The following is a 14,031-nucleotide window of genomic DNA, read 5'->3' as shown; positions in this document are numbered from 1 at the left end:
ATAGTGGTTACTAACGTAAATAACCACATCCCTGACAGCCATGATTACCGGCAGGGATTCCATCTGACCAGAAGGACAACCATGCAACCTTCCCAGTCACCAAGCCTTGCCCAAAAGGCACCTGATGCGAGCTCGGCTCTACCGATCGCGGCACTGTCCGGTCTCGCAGCCAGTGGCTTCCTGTGCATCGTTACCGAGACGCTCCCCGCAGGTTTGCTGCCCCAAATCGCCTCCGGCCTTCAGGTCTCAGAAGCGATCGCGGGCCAGCTTGTTGCCGTTTATGCGCTGGGATCTCTGTTGGCAGCGATTCCACTCACGAGTCTGACGCAGGGCTTTCGCCGAAGACCGGTGTTGCTCGCGTCCATTATCTGCTTTGTGATCGGCAACACGTTGACAGCGATGTCGGAATCAATAGCCGTCGTGTTGATCGCGCGCTTCATCGCGGGGTGTGCAGCAGGGCTCGCTTGGGGAATGCTCGCTGGTTACGCGCGCAGCATCGTGCGTCCGGACCAGACTGGGCCGGCAATGGCAGTCGCCATGGTAGGCGTGCCCCTGGCGCTATCGCTGGGTGTTCCCTTGGGGACGTTCCTGGGGAGCTTCGTAGGGTGGCGCGGATCATTTTTAATCCTTACGGCGCTCGGTGTGCTGTTGATCGCGTGGATCATCGCGAAGGTACCCGATGCCCCGGGCCGGACAGGCGACAATCGCCCCTCGCTTATTCGCGTTGTCTGTACGAAGGGCATCATACCGATCCTGCTTGTCATTCTGACGTGGATGACAGCCCACAACATCCTCTACACCTACATCGCGCCGTTCACAAAAGCTGCGCAAACGCGTGTAGATCTCGTCCTGCTGGCATTCGGAATCAGTTCGCTCTTTGGTATCTGGATCGTCGGACGGCGAGTAGATCGGATGCTGCGCCGCTTGATACTTCTCGCTATCGGCTCGTTCGCTTTAACTGCCGGCATCCTGGCTATCGCTGGGGAACACAGCATTGTTGTCTACGCCGGAGCGGTGATCTGGGGCCTGGGCTTTGGTGGGGCTGGCGCCATGATGCAGACCGCGTCGGCTGATGCCGCCGGAGATGGGATCGACTTGGCGCAGGCAATGGTGACCACCGCGTGGAACTTAGCGATCGCAGCTGGTGGAGCGCTGGGGGGAGTGTTGCTCACGACTGGAGGGGCGCAGATGCTCCCGCCCGCGGTTGCCGCGCTCGCATTGCTGGCCTTCGTCATTGCACTGTCCGCCCGTCGTTTCGCCTTTCCTCCTGGCCCTCGCCCTCAGGCAAGTCATTGACCTGCTTTTGATTTACTGTCCATAAAGAAGGTAAAAAAGAATGAAGTCATACGCAATGGCGCTTGCTCTTGTTGCACTGGTAACAATCGGAGCGCCGATTCAAGCAGCGTCGCGCCAAGCCACCCCGATCGCGCAGGAGGAATTTCCGCTTCCTGACGGATTCACCGGGAGATACGAGAGTGTTGACGGAGTGAACTTGCATTTCGTGCATGGTGGTAAAGGCCCGCTCGTGCTTCTAGTCCATGGCTTTGGGCAAACATGGCATGAGTGGAGTCTCCTCATGCCGCAACTCGCGAAACGCTACACGGTAATAGCAGTCGATCTACCCGGCCTTGGACTGTCGGATGCTCCGCAAACGTCTTACACCGGAGTGGATATCTCTGAGTATCTCCACAAACTTGCTAAGCGCCTCAGTCCTGACAAGCCTTTCTACCTTGTTGCACACGATATAGGCATCTGGAATAGCTATCCGATGGTCGCGCGTCATCCAGCGGATATCGTTAAGGCAGCCTTCATCGAAGCGACAATTCCAGACGACACACTTTATTCACTACCAGCCTTTGCCGCGAACGGAGAAGCCCCAGGCTGGCACCATAGTTTCTTCGCGGCCTCCGATCAGTTGGCTGACGCAATGGTTAAAGGGAACGAGCGGTTATTCCTGACGCATTTCATCCGTCACCATGCGAGCAACCAAGAAGCGCTCAGCGATGGACTGATAGACAGCTACGTCCGCTCCTACTCGAAGCCCCAAACCTTCCACCACGCATTTGAATACTATCGCGCGCTCCCCCAGTCGATTGCGCAGAACGCAAAATTAGCGATGACCAAGGTGACTATTCCGGTGCTTGCGGTAGGCGGGGGTGGCAATGGCGGATTCGGAGCCCAGCAGCCGGAAAATATTCGGCGCTACGCGACTAACGTCGAAGCACACGTCTTACCAGGATGTGGCCACTGGGTTCCAGAGGAGTGCGCGCCGGCGCTAAACCCTCTAATCAGCTCCTTCCTGGATCGGCCATGAAGCAGGAGGGCACCATGTCCAGCACAGTACGTGGGATAGATCATATCGGCATTACGGTTCCGGACATCGAGGCGGCGACCAGGTTTTTGCGAGAGGCATTCGACGCAGCTATAGTTTACGACACTGTCATCGATGGCCACCCACACCGATCACCCGAGGACCTTGCCGCGACGGTCGCGTTGAAAGAAGACCAGTCGATCGTGGCAACGCGCATGATGCGTCTCGGCGATTCCGCCAACATCGAACTGTTCGAAATCGATCATCCAGGGGCGGGTGTTGAAGGGATCGGCGCGCAGGGGCTTCAACACTTTGCCGTTTATTGTGATGACCTCGCCTCGGTGCTCCGTCGGGTGCTGGCGGCGGGTGGTACGCAACTGCGCGGGCCGAACGCCCTGTTCGGAGTAGAAGAGGGGCCGGGCAATTCGATGCATTATATCCGCGCCCCCTGGGGATCATTGATTGAGCTGATTTCAGTCCCGGCTGATACAGGGCCAGGACGGGAAGTGAATCGTTGGAGACCCACCTGAGCTACATCTGACTGCGCGATAGCGCTGAGGGTGTGGGCATCAACAACCGATGCAAGGGCGCAAGCGGACTTCAGGCGCAAGCAATGAGCCTCACGCCTAAGGTTTGATAGTCTGCCCGATTCTAATAACCGCTAAGGAAGATTCTCATGCAATTTGCCCTTGTTGCGTATGACTTTGGGGATGAAAAGGCACTGGAGCGTAGACTGGCTTACAGAACTGACCACTTAGAGGGGTTGAGAACCTTGGCCGCTCGCGGTCAATTCATTAGTGGGGGAGCCCTCGTGGACGAAAGCGGCCGTATGGTGGGCTCCCATGCGCATTTTTCATTTGATAGTCGCGAGGAAATGGATGCGTGGTTACGAGATGAACCGTATGTCGTAGGACAGGTTTGGGAAGTGATCAACATTCAAGAAGTGCGACTGTTCGATCCGACCTCTTAACTGGCCATGTAGCCACTAACTTCATCACAGACAAGCTTGCCAAAAACGTTTGGTTGAATTGCCACTCGTACGCAGACCCCATTGGACGTCAAGTAACAGCGGGCTGCCTCAACTTACGACTTAAACCAGGTGTTCTGCCCGTAATGCGCTTGAATGCGCGACTGAAAGCGGCCTGAGATGTATAGCCCAAGCGCTGTGCTACCTCTTCAATCGATAACCTTTCCAGGGTCAGCCACTGGCTTGCAAGGCGCATTCGCAGTTCGGTGACATAGCGCAGCGGCGTCATGCCAATCGTCACCTGGAACCGGTCCGCGAAGGCCGAACGTGAGGTATTGCAGTGCTCTGCCAACTGCGCAACGGTCCAGTCGCGACCCGGCTGTTGATGGAGCGCAAGCAGTGCACCGGCCAGGCGTGGATCGCGCAAGGCGGCGACCAGGCCGGAAGCATTCCCGCAGGCGCACTCCACCCAGCCGCGAACGACCATGGCAGCCACCACGTCCGCCAAGCGCGCAAGGATTCCGGCGAAGCCTACGCGTGCGGCGCTTACCTCGCGTTCCATCGTGGTGAGAATCGGTACCAGCCCGGGGTAACGCTGGCCGCCGGTATCAATGAGCATTAGGCCCGGCATCAGCCGGCCCAGGCCATGAATACTGCCCAGTTCAAACTCCATACAACCACTAAACAAAAGAGTGCTCGGCGTGGTGCTGGCACCGGTTCCGGTATCCACCGCGCTGATGGTGTCGCCTAGCGGCGCGCCGTCAAGATGGTCGATGTCTTGCACAGGCTCGTCGGGATGTGAAGACAGTTTATGAGAAGCGCCATGGGAGATGAACACGGCGTTGCCGGCAGACAGCGCGTAGGTGGTGCCGTCCTCCATACATAGCACTGCATTGCCGACGGCCATGAAGTGGAACCAGGCATGCCCAGGTTTTTCCATAAAGCCCAAACCGAAGGTAGGGCCCGCTTGGATTCGCCGGTATTGGACACCACGCAGGCGCATGCCGCGTAACAGTTCGTTGATGAGGTCTGAGGAGCGAGCAAATTGATCAGCTGACATAATCCAGGTGTTTTAGTCAAAAACTAGAGATGTTCGATCATAGATCATCCAGATTCCACAGCCTAGACTTCGGCTCCTCATGAAGATTGGGAGATCCGTACGATGAGCGACTGCGTATGTAATACCGTGCCCGACCGCCATACCGGCGTTGGCTTGGATGTTGAGCCAGCGTCCCCCGCGTGGATGGCGGTCTTCTCGTTGGCAATGGGGGTGTTCGGGCTACTGACCGCTGAGTACCTTCCGGCCAGTTTGTTGACGCTGATGGCCACTGACCTGGAAGTGTCCGAAGCGCTGGCTGGCCAGGCGGTAACAGTGACAGCAGTAGTAGCGCTGTTCGCCGGTTTGCTGGTGCCAGGCCTAACACGTGGCATCGACCGGCGTTGGGTGTTGCTGGGATTTTCCACGTTGATGGTCGCCTCCAATCTGTTGGTCGCCGTTTCATCCAGCTTCGCGGTGCTGTTGTTGATGCGCATCTTGCTAGGTATTGCCCTAGGCGGGTTCTGGAGCATGGCGGCCGCGGTTGCGATGCGCTTGGTGCCAAGTGCATTGTTGCCCCGGGCACTGTCGATCATTTTCAGCGGAATCGCCATTGGCACGGTAGTGGCAGTGCCGCTGGGCAGCTATCTGGGCGGGCTGTATGGCTGGCGCAGCGCGTTCTTTGCAGCGGCGGCGGTGGGCATGGTCACCTTGGTGTTTCAGTCGTTTACTTTACCGCGCCTTACGCCGCGCCACCCGGCAAGACTGCGCACTGTTTTGGAGGTATTGCAGCGCCCAGGCATAGCCGTGGGGATGCTCGGTTGCGTGCTAGTGCACAGCGGGCACTTCGCGATGTTCACCTATGTTCGGCCATTCCTTGAGGGGGCTACCGGCGTTGGCTCGCAAGGACTGTCACTGATGTTGCTTGGGTTCGGTGTGGCCAACTTCGTGGGCACGCTGTTGGCGGGGAGGCTGCTGGAGCGCCACCCGCTGGTCACTCTGGTGCTGATGCCCGCACTGGTCGGCGTTGCAGCACTGGCGTTGGTGCTGTTGCCGACCTCGTTGCCGGGGCAGGCGCTGCTGCTGGCAATCTGGGGCCTGGCGTTTGGTGGGGTGCCGGTAGCGTGGTCGAACTGGGTCGCCAGCGCAGTACCTGATCAGGCGGAAAGCGCCGGAGGCATGGTGGTGGCATCTGTGCAGTCTGCCATCGCCATGGGCGCCGCCGCTGGCGGCGCAATGTTCAGCCTCGGTGGCAGCGCAGGCGTATTCGTCGCGGCAGCGGTGCTGATGCTGCTCGCCGCGTTGCTGATTGCGCTACGTGTCCGTGTCCCTTCTGTCCAGGGCGTTCGCCAGCCCAAACCCGCGGTGCACCCTTGATTCGTTTTGCCACACCGCCGCCATCCGTCCGTTACCGGGAAATTCCTGATGAGCAAGGGCCGATCTGTCACTGATCGGCCAGCTCACAGAGTTCACTGTTGTTGCAGCAACATCCGATTAGCAGATCACATCAAAACAAACACTTACGATCCTTTTAGCGCCGACGCCAGGCTCGTTTTAGCGATTGTTGCCGAGTGGCATAAAGCCTGCAATCACTGATGAACCAAGCTGACGCTGCGATCTTCTGCCGGGCGTTACAGCGATTTTTCAGGAGTCATTGTGTCCGCAGCCATTTCACCTCAACCCCGAACCATCCCTCAGGCGGAAAGGGCCGCACCAATCGATCAGTTTTCCACGCCGTCGATGAATGTCAGCGAGCCGGTGCAGTCTAAGAACCTCACCAGGGGGGAGGCGGTGATCGTTGCGCGTCAGGTCATCGATGAGGAGGGCGCAGATGTCGAAGTCGGCGCGTCTCCCGACGCGTTTCCGGTGGTCAGCGAAGAGGCCGAAGCCAATGCCACGCTGTTGAAAATTCGTCAGGGCATCGGTCCCGATGCCTATCTGTGTTGGGCTCGAAGGTGGGTAGAGCAGGGCGCAAGCATCGGCGGCGGCAGCAGGGGCATCGGCCCCGAGCACATCGCCCGGCTAGACGGTGACCTGCTGCCAGGCGCCAACGCCACTCTGTCGCAAGGCAACGGATGACATGAATTTCGATGTTGATTTCGCCTTGTCCACGCTGCCAGCGTTCCTCGTTGCAGTTGGCGTCACGCTCCAGGTTGGTCTGATCGCGATCGCCACCTCGCTGTGCGTGGCGCTGATCAACGCGGCGATTGCGACGTTTCGCGTTCCGTTCCTGCAACCGCTGGTGCGTGTCTACGTTGAGCTGGCACGCAACACGCCGCTGTTGATTCAGCTGTTTTTCATCTACTTCGCGCTGCCTGTGCTGGGCATCAGGATCTCCGGGTTCGCATCGGCGATTATCGCCATGACCTTTCTGGGCGGCGCGTACCTGACCGAGATCCTGCGTGCCGGGATCGAGGCTGTGCCCAAGTCGCAGATCGAGTCGGGGCTGTCGATTGGCTTGTCGCGCTGGCAGCTGCTGCGTCACTTGATCCTGCCTCAGGCCGGGATTCTCAGCCTGCCGGCGCTGTTTGCCAACTTCGTGTTCCTGCTCAAGGAAACCACGATTGTATCGGCTGTGGCGGTGCCGGAAATTCTCTACACCACCAAGAGTTACATCGCTCTGTACTACAAGACCTACGAGATGCTCACGGTCATGACGGCGCTGTGCGTCCTGCTGTTCGTGCCGCTGTCGTTGCTGCTGCGGGTTGTGGAAAGGAGGCTCCAGCATGGCCAGTTCGGGTCTTGAGTTGTTATGGGTGTCAGCGCCGCAACTGGCGCAGGGCATCGGTCGCACGTTAGGCATTTCCTTGCTGGCGATTGCGTTCAGCAGTGTCGGCGGTCTGATCTATGGCGTGTTGCGTAATCTGGGGATCCGCTGGATCGACTGGGTGCTGCTGGTGTATCTGGAGTTGTTCAGGGCGATCCCGGTGCTGGTCTGGCTGTACCTGTTCTTTTTCGGTTTGCCGATTTTCTTCGGCTGGAGCATTCCGGGTTTCTGGTGCGCGGTGCTGGTGCTGTCGCTGTGGGGCGCCAGCGAAACCGGCGAAGTCGTGCGCGGCGCTTTGCGTTCGATACCCCGTGGCCAGCGCGAGGCGGGTCTTTCAATCGGTCTGGGGCTGGTGCAGCTCTACAGTCGCGTATTGCTGCCCCAGGCGTTGCGGCGGATGACACCGCCCATGATCAACGTCTTCACCCGGCTGATCAAAACCAGCTCGCTGGCGGTGCTGATCGGCGTGGTAGACGTGATCAAGATCGGCCAGCAAATCATCGAACGGACCTACGAGTCGGTATTGATCTACGGCTTCCTGTTTGTGTTTTTCTTTCTTGCCTGCTACCCGCTGTCGGCGGCGTCGCGGGTGCTTGAGCGGCGTTGGAATCATTCATGAGCGCATTGATAGAACTGTCCGGTTTCAGCAAGAGCTTCGGCTCGGTGCCGGTCTTGCAGGACATCGACCTGAGCGTCCGCGAGGGCGAAGTGGTGGTCATTCTTGGCCCCAGCGGCTGCGGCAAAAGTACCTTGCTGCGCTGCCTCAACGGGCTGGAGCTGGGGCAGGCCGGGCATTACCGTTTTGCCGGTCGCGAGCTGCCGGCCGATACCGACTGGCGTCTGGTTCGCCAGCAGATCGGCATGGTGTTCCAGAGTTATCACCTGTTCCCGCACATGACCGTGCTGGACAACATTCTGCTGGGGCCAGTGAGCGTGCAGAAGCGCTCCCGCGCCGACGCGCTGTTGCAGGCCGAAGCGCTGCTGACGCGGGTCGGCCTGCTGGACAAACGCGACGCGTATCCCCGCGAACTCTCCGGCGGCCAGCAGCAACGCATCGCCATTGTTCGTTCGTTATGCATGAACCCCAAAGTCATGCTGTTCGACGAAGTCACTGCCGCCCTTGACCCGGAAATGGTCAAGGAGGTGCTGGAAGTCATTCTAGACCTGGCGCGCACTGGCATGACCCTCTTGATCGTTACTCACGAAATGGCCTTTGCCCGTGCGGTGGCGGATCGAATCCTCTTCATGGATGGCGGCCGAATCGCCGAACAGAGCGACCCTGAAACATTCTTCAGCTCCCCGCAGACCGCACGCGCGCAGCAGTTCCTGGAGAAGTTCTCTTACATAGCAAACATGCCAAAAAGGAAAGCATCGTGACGTTTAAAACTGCCCTCGTTCTACCTCTGCTTGCCCTCGGATTGCTGGCCGGCACTGCCGCCGCCCATGCCGAAGGCTATCTGGACAAAATCAAGGCCCGCGACAAGCTGATCGTCGGTGTCTTCAGCGACAAGCCTCCGTTTGGCTTCGTCAATGAAAAAGGCGACTACGTCGGCTTCGACACTGACCTGGGTCGTCGTTTCGCCAAGGACCTGCTGGGCGACGAGAAGAAAATCGAGTTCGTCGTTGTCGAACCGGCAAGCCGCATCCCGTTCCTGCAAAGCGACAAGGTCGACCTGATCCTGGCCAACATGACCGTGACCCCGGAGCGTGCTCAGATGGTCGACTTCACTCACCCGAACCTGCGCGTCGCCGTGCAGGCGCTGGTGCCTGAAAAGAGCGACGTGAAAAGCCTCGACGACTTGGCGAAAAAGACCACCATCGTCACCACCGGCACTACCGCTGATATCTGGCTGACCAAGAATCACCCGGACTGGAAGCTGCTCAAGTTCGAGAAGAACTCCGAGTCGCTCCAAGCCCTGGCCAACGGTCGTGGCGATGCCTACGCCCAAGACAACCTGGTGCTGTTCAGCTGGGCCAAACAGAATCCGGGCTACCGCGTGCTGGCGCAGAAACTGGGCGACGAAGCGCCGATTGCCCCGGCGGTGAAGAAAGGCAACACTGAACTGCGTGACTGGGTGAACACCGAACTGGCAACCCTGGGCCAGGAGAAATACCTGCTCAAGCTCTACGACCAGTACGTGCGCCGCCAACTGGCTGAAGGCACCGACCCTGCGGCAGTGATTGTCGAAGGTGGCGCCTGGAAGCCGTAATCGGTTTTAGGGTTTGAGCCCGTCACAGAACGCGTGACAGAACGGCCTGTCGGTAATGGCGCTTTCAATGGCGCCATTGTCGGCAGGCCGTTTTCGTTACGGCTTGTGCGAAGCGCGCCAAGCATCGCGACAACATTTCCCTTCAGGCGTCTTCGGTTCAGATAGCCGTATCCCGCTTCCTGCGTTTGAAACGATGACTGCATCGCTGGCACCAGAAGGGAGTCAAGCCGCTTGCTTGGGCATATCGAACGCAGCGGGAGCACTGGGAGACAGGGCGGCGTACTACGTCGGAAGCTGGCTGGTGTTACATCGAAGTCCTGTTGAGAATGGTTATAAACCGTGGCCGGGCCGATTGGCGCGGCACTGGTGGCGACCGGCGTCGGTATCGCTGTCGCGGTGCCGGCGGTGCTGGTTTACAACTACTTTCTGAGTCGCTTAAAACTGACCGTTGCAGACCTCGATGACTTCGCCCATGACTTCTACAGCCAAGCGCAGAAAAGTGCGTTTTGCGTGCTGCTTCGCCCGGTACTGGGCAAGTCCGGCGCTTCCGTTGCTGGGCGTAAAGTGAAGTAGGCGTCTTGAGATGGCCTTTTCCACACAAGACAGCGATGAAGTGCTGAGCGAGATTAACGTTCACCCCGCTGGGGGACGTGATGCTGGTGCTGCTGGTGCTGTTCATCGTGACGGCGCCGCTGCTGACCAATTCGATCCCGATCAACCTGCCCAAGACCGAATCGGTCGCGCCGGTGGAGCGGAAGAACCCGCTGGTGGTAAGCATCGACGACAAGGGTGTGCTGTTCATCAACAAGGATCAGATACAAGCGGATCTGCTGGAGACCAGCTTGCGCGCGGCGAAGGAAAAAAACGCCGATGTGCGCGTGCAGCTGCAGGCAGAAAACGGCGTGAATTACGGGGAGGTGGCGATGGCGATAACCTTGATCGAGAAGGCCGGGATCACCAGGTTGTCGGTGATTACTGCCAAATGATTGCCTTGTGTCCTGCAGTTGTTCTAACGATTTGAATCGGGCCTAACTGAAGGGCCGATCGCTTCACAGGTACGAAGTTGGTCAGATGGCTCCGGCGTTAACTGATCCATTGCGCCGGAATCCGCCTTGAACGGGCCCAGCGGCAGGAAAAACCAGACTAAGACGCCCAAAGAAAGCGACCCAATCTGGAACGCCGTCACGCTCAAGAGCAGGTCGAGCAGGCCATTGTTTTCAGCCGCTATAGTCGGTGGCTGCTGAGTACCTACGTAAATGGCACCCACCAAAACGGCGCCCATCGCCTGGCCGACCAGTCGTGCGGAACTCAGCAAGGCAGCGCCCCGGGCGATATGCTCCGGCAAAACGTTGGTAAGGATTTCTCTATTATTCGGAGACTGGAATAGCCCAAACCCGCCACCACAGATTGCCGTGCGCCACAAGATGTCCAGCGGCGAAGGGCTCGACGGCAGGATGGCAAGCAAGGCAACACCTGTTGCGAATACTGTGATGCCGAGAAGAGCCATGAGGCGCGGGCTGTTCTGGTCAGCATATTTTCCCGCCCAAGGGCCAACGATGGCGGTCACCAACGGCCAGGGCATGAACAACGCTGCCGCCGCAAGCGGGCTGTAGCCCATGTGTTGTTGAAAAACCAGAGGCAGCGCGATGAATACGCTGCTTTGGCCGGTAAAGGCGATGATTGAAGCCAGCAAGGCGTAGTCGAATCGTGCATTGCCAAACACGCTGAGCGGCATGATCGGCCAGCGTGCCTGATATTGGTGAAGCACGAAAAGGAGCGTGGAAAGAGCCGCCACGGCGCCGATCCACGAAAACGAGGGATACAGCGACCAGCCGAGAAAACTCGCTGCGGTTTCGGTCAGCAACAGGGTCCCGATCCAGTCGAAACAACAACCTTCCAGACGCTTGTCAGGCAGGCAGATTCTCCCGATCAACAGCGCAATCAACGCGAGCACAGGGCTGAGCGCGAATAGCCAGCGCCACGACAGCGAGAACAGGATCAATCCGCTCAAGGCGGGGCCAGCGGTAGTCGCGACAGCAATGAACAGTGCATTGATTCCCAATGCTGCGCCCAGCCTGTTACGAGGAAAAATTTCGCGAACCAGCACCAACGTGCTGCACATGATGGCGGCACCTGCGCAGCCCTGCAGGGCTCTCAGCGAGATAAGCAAGACAAGATCGCTGCTTAGCGCGGTCAGTGCCGAGGTTGTGGCAATGGTGAAAAGGCCAACGTTCAGCATCTGGCGATGACCAATCACATCGCCCAGCGCCGCGCACGGCAGGATCGCGATGGCGCACGCGATCAGGTTGGCTTTGCTCAACCAGAGTGCATCACGGATGTTCAGTCCCAGATCTTTGGCGATCGAGGGTAATGCAAGGTTGATGGCGCTGATGTCCAGCACCGCAATGACGGTGGCCAATATCAACGCTGAGAATGCCCATCGTCGTTGGGGTGGCGACAGGCTCACTTACCCAGCCAGATCTCTGCCCCACGTTCGAGCAGCCCTTCGGCGGTCTGCAAAAAATGCGTGCCGATGAGTTCCACTGTCAGATCGGCATTGCGGCTGGTCACCGCGTCCAGCAGGTGCTGATGCTCATCATCCAGGTCACGCTCGCCGTGGTGAATCATCGAGGCGGCGATCAGCCGATAGCGTTCACTCTGAATATGCAGCTGGTCGCGCAACTTGAGCAGCCAAGGGCTGTCGCACGCCGAGACGATGGTGTCATGGAAGTGATTGTGCGCCCCGTACCATGCAGCGGATGGCAGCGCCTGACGGTGGCCGTCCCGTGCCGGGGTGTGCATCAGTCGATGGTAGGCGCCGACAACGGCCGACTCCCATTCGATATTCCCCAGGCTCAGGGAGCGGCGAATACACAGCCCTTCGATGTCGATCCGCACTCGCGTGAGGTCCATCAGCTCGGCGGCGGACATCGGCGCAACGCTGAATCCTCGCTGCGGGGTGGCAACCACCAGATTTTCGGCGCTCAAGCGCGTCAGTGCCTCGCGCAATACACCAGTGCTGACGTCCATTTCCTGGCTTATCTGGCTGATTTTGAGCTTTTCGCCGGGTTTCAACTGACCTGTCACTAGCCTGACGCGCATGTGTTGGTACACGGTTTCAATGACCCCAAGCGGGGATTTCGTAATGGTCATTCTTCGCTATCCGTGTCTGGGTCGCTGTTATTGGCCGTATGAGGAGACGGCATCTCGACGTGCATTCTGCCTCAGTCGTCCGACGCAGGCTCCTGCCAAAATGACATATGCTAAGAAGAAATAAACATTTTCTAAAAAAATTAATTTTATTTAGAGTCACCTCCTGCCACTTGTGGCACTCGACCTAATTAGCCTATTCGACAACGGAACGCTCAGGTCAGCTACCCATCAGGAAGTTGGAGTGATCCGTTGAGCAAGTATTTCCCCGCAATAATTTTTTCCGGTGCCGCGGTGATGGGCATCGATCTCCAGGCGCACGCCGCAGGATTTCTGGACGATAGCACCGCCAATCTGGAGCTGCGTAATTTCTATATCAACCGTGATAACCGAAGCGGTACCGCCAACCCCTCCAGACAGGCGGAGTGGGGGCAGGGCTTCATTCTCGATTACCGCTCGGGCTACACCGATGGTCCTGTAGGGTTCGGTGTCGATGCGCTGGGCATGCTCGGTGTGCATCTTGATTCCGGCAAAGGCACTCATTACAACCCTACGAGCAGCAGCCGCGGCGGACAGGTGTTTCCAACTGACAGCGATGGCCGCGCGGTCAATGAATTTTCCAGCCTGGGCCCAACGTTCAAGGCGCGAATCAGCAAGACCGAGCTGAAGATCGGCACCCTGCGCCCGACGTTGCCTGTCGTGACCTACAACGACGGTCGCATGCTGCCGCAGACGTATGAGGGTGGCCAGTTCACCACCCGTGATATCGACAAGCTCACCCTGACGGCGGGCAAACTGACCCAGGCCAAAGGGCGTAATTCTACTGACAATCAAGGCTTGTCGATCCTGGGCGCGAACAATGCAACCACCGGCCAGTTCGTCAACAGCTTCCTGTTTGCAGGTGGAGATTACGCAATCTCCAAAGACCTCACCGCGCAGTACTACTACGGCAAGCTGGAAGACTTCTACACCCAGCATTTCCTTGGTCTGACGCACCGCGCTCAGTTGCCCGTCGGATCTCTGAAAACGGACCTGCGCGCCTTCATCAGCGACTCCACCGGCAAGAATGCCAGCCAGGCCGGCCGCTCCGAAGGTTACGTCGGCAATGGCTATGGCAACGATGGCGAGATCAATAACCGCGCCTGGAGCGCGGTGTTCACCTACTCACTCGCAGGCCACTCGTTGGGGCTGGGCTACCAGCGTCTGACCGGCAGCAGTGACGCGCCGTTCCTCACCATGGGCGATGGCGTCCGCGCTTACCTTACCACCGACCGCAGTCTTAATACGTTCCAGCATGCTGGCGAGCGCACCTTGATCGGCACCTACAGCTACGATTTTGCTGCTGCCGGTATACCGGGACTCAAGCTGTCGGCGGACTATCTCAAAGGCCAGCACATCGCGACCGCTACCGGGGACAGCCACGAGTGGTATCGCGGTACCACCCTGGAATACGCCGTGCAGACCGGGACGCTGAAAGGGCTGAATTTCGCGTGGCGCAACGGTTCCTTCCGCACCGCCCTAAGCAACTCGCGAGACGTGGACGAAAGCAAAGTCATTGTCAGCTACACCTTGGCGTTGCTGTAACGCCCA

General features: G+C 58.6%; 15 protein-coding genes and 1 pseudogene. 13 read left to right on the top strand and 3 right to left on the bottom strand.

Annotated features, from left to right (window positions below; genetic code table 11):
• Positions 1-81 precede the first annotated feature (81 nt).
• The 4 genes from ABQX22_RS05405 to ABQX22_RS05390 all read left to right on the top strand — a co-directional run bounded on the left by ABQX22_RS05405 (position 82) and on the right by ABQX22_RS05390 (position 3,281).
• Entirely contained in the window at positions 82-1,296 is a 1,215-nt protein-coding gene (locus ABQX22_RS05405) for an MFS transporter (RefSeq protein WP_349797254.1), read from the top strand.
• 40 nt (positions 1,297-1,336) lie between these two features.
• The gene (locus ABQX22_RS05400; protein WP_349797252.1) at positions 1,337-2,314 is read left to right on the top strand and encodes an alpha/beta fold hydrolase; all 978 of its coding nucleotides are present in this window, start codon (positions 1,337-1,339) and stop codon (positions 2,312-2,314) included.
• A 14-nt stretch (positions 2,315-2,328) separates the two neighbouring features.
• Positions 2,329-2,841, top strand: coding sequence for a VOC family protein (locus ABQX22_RS05395; protein ID WP_349797250.1), 513 nt, complete (start codon positions 2,329-2,331; stop codon positions 2,839-2,841).
• Positions 2,842-2,987: 146 nt separating this feature from the next.
• On the top strand, positions 2,988-3,281 hold the full coding sequence (locus ABQX22_RS05390; RefSeq protein ID WP_349797248.1) for a YciI family protein: 294 nt from the start codon (positions 2,988-2,990) through the stop codon (positions 3,279-3,281).
• Between the two features lie 88 nt (positions 3,282-3,369).
• Here ABQX22_RS05390 and ABQX22_RS05385 read toward each other — a convergent pair whose 3' ends face one another.
• Entirely contained in the window at positions 3,370-4,338 is a 969-nt protein-coding gene (locus ABQX22_RS05385; RefSeq protein WP_349797246.1) for an AraC family transcriptional regulator, read from the bottom strand.
• Positions 4,339-4,440: 102 nt separating this feature from the next.
• Between ABQX22_RS05385 and ABQX22_RS05380 the strand changes: the two genes are divergently transcribed.
• The 8 genes and pseudogenes from ABQX22_RS05380 to ABQX22_RS05345 all read left to right on the top strand — a co-directional run.
• Positions 4,441-5,691: an MFS transporter gene (locus ABQX22_RS05380; RefSeq protein WP_349797244.1), complete on the top strand. Its 1,251-nt coding sequence runs from the start codon at positions 4,441-4,443 to the stop codon at positions 5,689-5,691.
• 279 nt (positions 5,692-5,970) lie between these two features.
• Positions 5,971-6,393, top strand: coding sequence for a hypothetical protein (locus ABQX22_RS05375; protein ID WP_349797242.1), 423 nt, complete (start codon positions 5,971-5,973; stop codon positions 6,391-6,393).
• A gap of 1 nt (position 6,394) precedes the next feature.
• On the top strand, positions 6,395-7,060 hold the full coding sequence (locus ABQX22_RS05370) for an amino acid ABC transporter permease (RefSeq protein WP_349797240.1): 666 nt from the start codon (positions 6,395-6,397) through the stop codon (positions 7,058-7,060).
• Positions 7,041-7,700 carry an amino acid ABC transporter permease gene (locus tag ABQX22_RS05365; RefSeq protein WP_349797238.1) on the top strand — a complete coding sequence of 220 codons (660 nt, stop codon included), beginning with the start codon at positions 7,041-7,043 and terminating at the stop codon, positions 7,698-7,700. The genes ABQX22_RS05370 and ABQX22_RS05365 overlap by 20 nt, the downstream gene beginning before the upstream one ends.
• Positions 7,697-8,458 carry an amino acid ABC transporter ATP-binding protein gene (locus ABQX22_RS05360; RefSeq protein ID WP_349797236.1) on the top strand — a complete coding sequence of 254 codons (762 nt, stop codon included), beginning with the start codon at positions 7,697-7,699 and terminating at the stop codon, positions 8,456-8,458. The genes ABQX22_RS05365 and ABQX22_RS05360 overlap by 4 nt, the downstream gene beginning before the upstream one ends.
• Positions 8,455-9,291 (top strand): transporter substrate-binding domain-containing protein, encoded by an 837-nt coding sequence (locus ABQX22_RS05355; protein WP_349797234.1) that lies wholly within the window; start codon positions 8,455-8,457, stop codon positions 9,289-9,291. The genes ABQX22_RS05360 and ABQX22_RS05355 overlap by 4 nt, the downstream gene beginning before the upstream one ends.
• A gap of 339 nt (positions 9,292-9,630) precedes the next feature.
• A complete protein-coding gene (locus tag ABQX22_RS05350) occupies positions 9,631-9,864 on the top strand; it encodes a MotA/TolQ/ExbB proton channel family protein (protein ID WP_349797232.1) in 234 nt (77 codons plus the stop codon).
• Between the two features lie 62 nt (positions 9,865-9,926).
• Positions 9,927-10,277: pseudogene (locus tag ABQX22_RS05345) on the top strand (ExbD/TolR family protein); the annotation flags it as partial.
• Between the two features lie 23 nt (positions 10,278-10,300).
• On the opposite strand, the gene ABQX22_RS05340 reads toward ABQX22_RS05345, so the two are convergent.
• Positions 10,301-11,710: an MFS transporter gene (locus tag ABQX22_RS05340; RefSeq protein ID WP_349797230.1), complete on the bottom strand. Its 1,410-nt coding sequence runs from the start codon at positions 11,708-11,710 to the stop codon at positions 10,301-10,303.
• A 44-nt stretch (positions 11,711-11,754) separates the two neighbouring features.
• Positions 11,755-12,444 carry a GntR family transcriptional regulator gene (locus tag ABQX22_RS05335; RefSeq protein ID WP_349797228.1) on the bottom strand — a complete coding sequence of 230 codons (690 nt, stop codon included), beginning with the start codon at positions 12,442-12,444 and terminating at the stop codon, positions 11,755-11,757.
• Positions 12,445-12,738: 294 nt separating this feature from the next.
• Between ABQX22_RS05335 and ABQX22_RS05330 the strand changes: the two genes are divergently transcribed.
• Positions 12,739-14,025 carry an OprD family porin gene (locus ABQX22_RS05330; RefSeq protein ID WP_349797226.1) on the top strand — a complete coding sequence of 429 codons (1,287 nt, stop codon included), beginning with the start codon at positions 12,739-12,741 and terminating at the stop codon, positions 14,023-14,025.
• The last annotated feature ends 6 nt before the right edge of the window (positions 14,026-14,031 follow it).

The organism is Xanthomonas sp. WHRI 1810A (assembly GCF_040202885.1).
Classification (GTDB): domain Bacteria; phylum Pseudomonadota; class Gammaproteobacteria; order Pseudomonadales; family Pseudomonadaceae; genus Aquipseudomonas.
Note: the sequence above shows the minus strand (reverse complement) of the source record. Positions and strands in the feature narration are given on the sequence as shown.

Excerpts from the sequence above, each read along its gene's own strand:
- ABQX22_RS05405 (WP_349797254.1), top strand. The coding sequence starts at position 82 with ATGCAACCTTCCCAGTCACCAAGCCTTGCCCAAAAGGCACCTGATGCG.
- ABQX22_RS05400 (WP_349797252.1), top strand. The coding sequence starts at position 1,337 with ATGAAGTCATACGCAATGGCGCTTGCTCTTGTTGCACTGGTAACAATC.
- ABQX22_RS05395 (WP_349797250.1), top strand. The coding sequence starts at position 2,329 with ATGTCCAGCACAGTACGTGGGATAGATCATATCGGCATTACGGTTCCG.
- ABQX22_RS05390 (WP_349797248.1), top strand. The coding sequence starts at position 2,988 with ATGCAATTTGCCCTTGTTGCGTATGACTTTGGGGATGAAAAGGCACTG.
- ABQX22_RS05385 (WP_349797246.1), bottom strand. The coding sequence starts at position 4,338 with ATGTCAGCTGATCAATTTGCTCGCTCCTCAGACCTCATCAACGAACTG.
- ABQX22_RS05380 (WP_349797244.1), top strand. The coding sequence starts at position 4,441 with ATGAGCGACTGCGTATGTAATACCGTGCCCGACCGCCATACCGGCGTT.
- ABQX22_RS05370 (WP_349797240.1), top strand. The coding sequence starts at position 6,395 with ATGAATTTCGATGTTGATTTCGCCTTGTCCACGCTGCCAGCGTTCCTC.
- ABQX22_RS05365 (WP_349797238.1), top strand. The coding sequence starts at position 7,041 with ATGGCCAGTTCGGGTCTTGAGTTGTTATGGGTGTCAGCGCCGCAACTG.
- ABQX22_RS05360 (WP_349797236.1), top strand. The coding sequence starts at position 7,697 with ATGAGCGCATTGATAGAACTGTCCGGTTTCAGCAAGAGCTTCGGCTCG.
- ABQX22_RS05335 (WP_349797228.1), bottom strand. The coding sequence starts at position 12,444 with ATGACCATTACGAAATCCCCGCTTGGGGTCATTGAAACCGTGTACCAA.
- ABQX22_RS05330 (WP_349797226.1), top strand. The coding sequence starts at position 12,739 with ATGGGCATCGATCTCCAGGCGCACGCCGCAGGATTTCTGGACGATAGC.